4 protein-coding genes are annotated in these 5,607 nt (G+C 60.7%); 3 read left to right on the top strand and 1 reads right to left on the bottom strand.

Translation table 11 applies throughout. The features are described 5' to 3' along the window. The coding region (locus tag VFI82_17100) for a 4'-phosphopantetheinyl transferase superfamily protein (GenBank protein ID HET7186402.1) at positions 1-622 on the top strand (622 nt) is incomplete at its 5' end. On the opposite strand, the gene VFI82_17095 is transcribed toward VFI82_17100, so the two are convergent. Continuing rightward, positions 619-1,326, bottom strand: coding sequence for a Crp/Fnr family transcriptional regulator (locus tag VFI82_17095; GenBank protein HET7186401.1), 708 nt, complete (start codon positions 1,324-1,326; stop codon positions 619-621). The genes VFI82_17100 and VFI82_17095 overlap by 4 nt on opposite strands. A gap of 506 nt (positions 1,327-1,832) precedes the next feature. On the opposite strand from VFI82_17095, the gene VFI82_17090 reads away from it, so the two are divergent. Next, entirely contained in the window at positions 1,833-4,607 is a 2,775-nt protein-coding gene (locus VFI82_17090) for a response regulator (GenBank protein ID HET7186400.1), read from the top strand. An 86-nt stretch (positions 4,608-4,693) separates the two neighbouring features. Beyond that, positions 4,694-5,607: diguanylate cyclase (locus VFI82_17085; GenBank protein ID HET7186399.1), on the top strand; the 914-nt coding region annotated here is incomplete at its 3' end.

Genomic DNA, 5,607 nt, shown 5'->3' with positions numbered 1-5,607 from the left:
GATGCGCATCGCCAAGCGGCGCGCCGATTGGCGGCTCGGGCGCTGGACCGCAAAACAAGCAGTCGCGGCGCAGCTCCATTTGTCCGCCGATCTCTGCCGCTTGGCGGAAATTGAAATTCGCCCGCAGACCAGCGGAGCACCGCAGGCCTTCGTCAATAACCGGCCGGCGCCACTCGACATTTCAATCAGCCATCGGCAAGCGATGGGGCTGTGCGCTGTCTCAGGCGCAGAGGGTGCGCTGGGATGTGACCTGGACATCGTGGAAACGCACGGTGATGAATTCGTACGCGATTTTTTCACCGTCGAAGAACAACGGCTGATTGCGGAAACGCCCGAAGCCGACAGGATATGGCTCGTACCCGTGCTCTGGAGCGCCAAAGAAAGTGCCCTGAAAGCATTGGGCGAAGGACTTCGGCTGGATACGCGATCGGTTTCAATTCGTCTCGGCGAATATCGTCGCGGCGACGGCTGGCGTCCTTTGCAGGTCGATGGCGATGGCGGCGGGACCTTCCACGGATGGTGGAGCATGGCCGGCGATCTGGTGCGGACGATCGTGTCATCGCCTGCACCCGGTCTTCCCGTGCGGTTGCGCAACGGCCGCTTTGAAAATAAACCGGATTAAGAATCGATAAGCTTGTCGGGATGCAGCACGACGATGCGTCCCCTTTTTTTTTGCAAGATACCCACCTGCTGCAGCTTGGTCAGTTCGCGGCTGACGGTATAGATGGTCGTACCCGCTAGTTCCGACAGTGTCCTCTGCGCCAGTCCGTGGCTGATCACGATGCCCACAGGAGTGGCTTTGCCGATAATGCGAGCCAGTTCGGCAAGGGCCCAAACAACGCGGCGGCCTACGCCCTGTGTCTGCAGGCGGCGAATCCGGTCGTAAAAATAAGCAACGTCTCGGGCCACGATATTGAAAAGATTTTCAGCCAGGCCAGGAAAACAGTGCATCAGGTGCAGCATTATGGCGGTCTCCCAGACGGCCAATCGGCTGGGCTGAATGGCTTGCGCCGACACGATATTGGGCCCGCCCAGTGCGATTGCGAAATAGCCGAATACCTCACCCGGCTTAACCAGCCGAACCAGAACATCGTCTCCCTCGGGCGTGATTTGGCTGAGACGAACAAGCCCGGATTCGACAAGGCAGAACCGTTGCGAGGTCTCGCCCTGCCGATACAACCAGCTTCGCGATGGGAAGTCCGTCCGGGTGGACTTGTCGAGAATGGCCCGGACGTCACTTTCTGCCAATCCCTCAAACAGTGCCGGCCCTGCACGCTCCGCTTCGCTCTCGATCCTCCGCGATGCGGATTGTGACCGCCTCTTCATGGAAGCCAGACACGCAGCAATGGGCCCATTTGCGCGGCGACAAACAAGGCTCGGCCGCGACTCCAAATTAGTGTCAGCGTACCGCTTCTATGGGGAGATGGTTGGAATTTTGTTGCAAAATTTCCAAATTCAGAACGTACTTGCTCTTGCGCAAATAGCAGGCCGCCTTAATCGGCAACAGCCATCGTCGGCCGGCGAACCACGACACCATGTCCAGAAACGGTCGGCACACAGAACGATCACTATCGAATTAGCGCCCCCTCAACTACCACCGGGTAGCACCAATTCGGAACGCATCCGCAACTGAGATTTGTCGTAGTGCTTTTCGGACTACCGACACGGCCACAACAATCCTTCCGTGCTAGCCTCCGAACAGGTGAGGCCGCTGCTGAAATTCAAGATGCGCCCGCGATCAAAACTTTGATCGATGGAACCAGGTGGCGTGCGGCCTATACGACGAGCTAAGTTGCGCGCCGCCACGTCGTGCGGTCCGGAGGTGGATCGCCATGAGACTCCGCGATGTCTCGCTGGCGCGAAAGCTGACCAGCATCATCATGGTGACCAGTTGCACAGCTCTGCTGCTTGCCTCGGCGGCACTCGCGATAAGCCAGTGGATCCAGTTCCGGAGAACCGTTGTGCGGCAGATGACCACGCTGGCGGCCATGGTAGCCAACAACGAAACAGCTGCCTTGATTTTTCGTGATCCGCGAACTGCCGCCGAGATTCTCCAATCGCTCAAGGCTGAACCCGATCTGCTGCGCGCGGCCGTGTTCGCGGCCAACGGTAGTGTGTTTGCCGAATACCGTCGCGACGGGAGGCCACTGCCGCCTTCGCCGCCCCGGACGGACGGCACTTACTTCCAGGACGATGAGGTGGTCCAGTACCACACCGTGCGCCTGAACGGCGACGACATCGGCATCGTGTATCTGGCCTCGGACCTGGCGCCGGCGCGAGCACGCTTCGCGCAGACCCTGGCCGTGGGCGGAATCCTGATACTGGTCTGTTCGGCAGTGGCGTATTTGCTTGCGCTTCGCTTGCAGCGCATGATCTCCGCCCCGGTATTCAGCCTGCTGGCAGTAACGAACCAGGTGGCCGCGCGCAAGGATTTTTCCATCCGTGCTCCCGGTGAAGCCAACGACGAACTCGGAATGCTGGTAAGGGCGTTCAATTCCATGTTGTCGGACCTGCAAACCCGCGACCTCGAACGGCAGCGCTATCGCGAACACCTCGAGGACCAGGTGGAGGAGCGCACGCGGGAACTGCGGCGAACGAACACGGAACTGCTCGCGGCCAAGGAAGCCGCCGAAGCCGCCAGCCGCGCCAAGAGCGACTTCCTGGCCAACATGAGCCATGAGATCCGAACTCCGATCAACGGCATTCTGGGCATGACCGAGCTTGCCCTGGACACCGAGTTGACAACGGAGCAGCGCGAATACCTGTCGATGTCGAAGAGTTCTTGCGACGTGCTCCTGCGCGTCATCAACGACATACTCGACTTTTCCAAGATCGAATCCGGCAAACTCGACCTGGAAGCCATCGATTTCGACCTGCAGGCCTGCCTGGAAGAATGCATGGACACATTGTCGGCGCACGCGCAGGACAAGGGCCTTGAACTTGCCTATTCCACCGAACCGGACGTGCCCGGGTGGCTGACTGGTGACCCCGGACGATTGCGACAAGTGCTGCTGAACCTGGTGGGGAACGCGATCAAGTTTACCGAGCGCGGGGAGGTCGTAGTCCGTGTAGGCGTGAAAAGCTCCGCCGCCGAATCCATTCAACTGAGTTTTGCCGTCACCGACACCGGGATCGGGATTCCCGCGGAAAAAATTGAGACCCTGTTCGCTCCGTTCACGCAAGTGGACAGCAGCATGAGCCGGCGCTACGGAGGCAGCGGCCTGGGGTTATCCATCTGCGCACGGCTGGTAGCGATGATGCACGGTACCATCACCGTGGACAGCGAGTTAAACCGCGGCAGCCGAATCGAGTTCACCGCCGAGTTCCTGCGTTCTACCGCGGCGCCACCGGCGCCGGCATTGGAGTTGTCGCAACTGGCTGGTGTCCGCGTCCTGGTAGTGGACGATAACGTCACCAACAGCCGAATCATCGTCGATACGCTGAAGGCCTGGAGAATGGATGTTTCTGACGCATGGGATGGCCCGTCCGCACTTCAGAAAATCCAGGAAGCGATTCATGGTCAACGGCAATTTCGATTGCTCGTGGTGGACAGCCACATGCCCGGCATGGACGGGTTCACCGTGGCGCAGCAAATCAAATCGAATCCGGAAAACTCCGGCACCGTCATCATGATGCTTACTTCCGGCGGCCAGCGTGGCGATTCTGCCCGTTGCCGGGAGTTGGGAATCAGCACCTACCTGCTCAAGCCCATCTCCAGAAATGACCTTCTGCACGCCATTCTCGCCACCCTGGGCAAGGCGGAGACCGGCCGGCCGAGCACACTGACGACGCGGCACTCACTGCCGCGATCCGGGCGCCGGTTGCGACTCCTGGTGGCCGAAGACAACACCGTAAACCAGGTACTCATCCGCACCCTGCTGCACAAAGCAGGTCACGACGTCGTAATAGCGGAAAATGGAGAGCAAGCCGTCGAACAAGCAGCGCGCGGGCATTTTGACCTGATCCTCATGGATGTCCAGATGCCGGGTATGGACGGCTTCGCCACCACGGCTGCCATTCGCGAGCAGGAACGCAACTCCGGCAAGCGAACCCCGATCGTCGCCCTGACCGCGCACGCGCTCGCCGGTTATCGCGAGCAATGCCTCGCCGCCGGAATGGACGGCTATCTCTGCAAGCCGATCGCGTTCCGCGAACTCTTGGCCGTGCTTGAACTCTATGGCGGTGCAACGCCCGCGCCAGAACCAATCGCCATTCCGGCATGGGACCGGGAAAAAGCCTTGGCCAACACGGGCAACGATCCAGGCCTGCTGCGCGAGTTAGTTTCAATCCTTCAAGCCGAAGCGCCACGGCTGGCGCAGCGGATCCAGGATGCGGTGCAAAACGGTGACGCTGGCGAACTGCAACACGCGGCGCACGCGCTGAAGGGGGAGCTTGGTTGCATCGCGGCAGCGCCGGCAGCGGAGCAGGCGCGCAAGCTGGAGGAACTTGCACGCCAGGGCGACCTGCAGGATGCCGCTGCGTCGGTTGGCGCCTTGACATTGAACCTGCAACTACTCCTGCAAGCGCTCCAGGATTTCACCGCAGAAGAACATGCGGATCGAAGTTTAGAAGCGGTGGTTGCAGCCGGCAGCGGCGGGAGGTCATGACGGCGGCTTCAACAACATCTGGCGGTGAGCTTGTGCAGATCCAACGGGAAGAAGAACATTCGAGGTCCCATTCGGAACACGTCCTGGTGGCTGAGGATGATCCGGTCTACCGCCATCTCTTGCAAAGTTGGCTGCAGGGGTGGGACTACAAGGTAACGTTGGCCGAAGACGGTGCCGCTGCCTGGAGCGAGCTGCAGGCCGATCATCACCCGCGGCTGGTACTGCTGGATTGGATGATGCCGGGCCTGGACGGGGTCGAGATCTGCCGGCGAGTACGCGCGCTGCAGCGGGAGGCATACTCTTACATCATCGTGGTCACGTCAAAGGCGGCCAAGCAAGACGCCATCGATGCGCTCGATGCGGGAGCGGACGATTACCTGATCAAGCCGCTGGAGGCCAACGAGCTGCGCGCGCGCATGCAGGTGGGCACCCGCATTCTACGGCTGCAGGACGAACTGCTGCGGTCGCGGGAGCAACTGCGTTTTCGAGCCACTCATGATGCGTTGACCGGGATCTGGAACCGCCGCCATATCCTGCAACTGCTGCAGGAGGAAATGGTGCGCGGGGCCAGAATGGGGATGTGCGTCGGCGCTCTCATGCTGGACCTGGACCGATTCAAAGTTATTAATGATACCCACGGCCACCAGGTCGGAGATGCCGTCCTGGCTGAAGTTGCCGGCCGTGTTGTCCACGCGGTCCGCTGTTACGACAAAGTCGGCCGCTATGGTGGAGAGGAATTCCTGGTTGTCCTGCCCGATTGTTCGGGCGACATGCTGGGCTGCATCGCGGAACGAATCCGCGCGCGCGTGGCGGCGAAACCCATCTTGAATGAGGGAGTGGAGATTCGCGTCAGTGTGAGTATCGGCGGCGCGGTGGCCAATCCCGACCAGCCGTCGGATCCCGCCCTGCTGATTCGCAACGCGGACCGGGCGCTTTACCTGGCGAAGGAGGCGGGGCGGAACCGGTGCATCATCGACGCGGAGGTCACCGCGAACTGTGG

The organism is Terriglobales bacterium (genome assembly GCA_035691485.1).
In the GTDB taxonomy this organism is placed as follows: Bacteria; Acidobacteriota; Terriglobia; order Terriglobales; family Acidobacteriaceae; genus JAIQGF01.
This window is presented reverse-complemented; position numbering and strand designations above follow the sequence as displayed.

Bases quoted from the DNA above. Each gene is read 5' to 3' on its own strand.
- VFI82_17090 (HET7186400.1), top strand. From the start codon at position 1,833: ATGAGACTCCGCGATGTCTCGCTGGCGCGAAAGCTGACCAGCATCATC.
- VFI82_17095 (HET7186401.1), bottom strand. From the start codon at position 1,326: ATGAAGAGGCGGTCACAATCCGCATCGCGGAGGATCGAGAGCGAAGCG.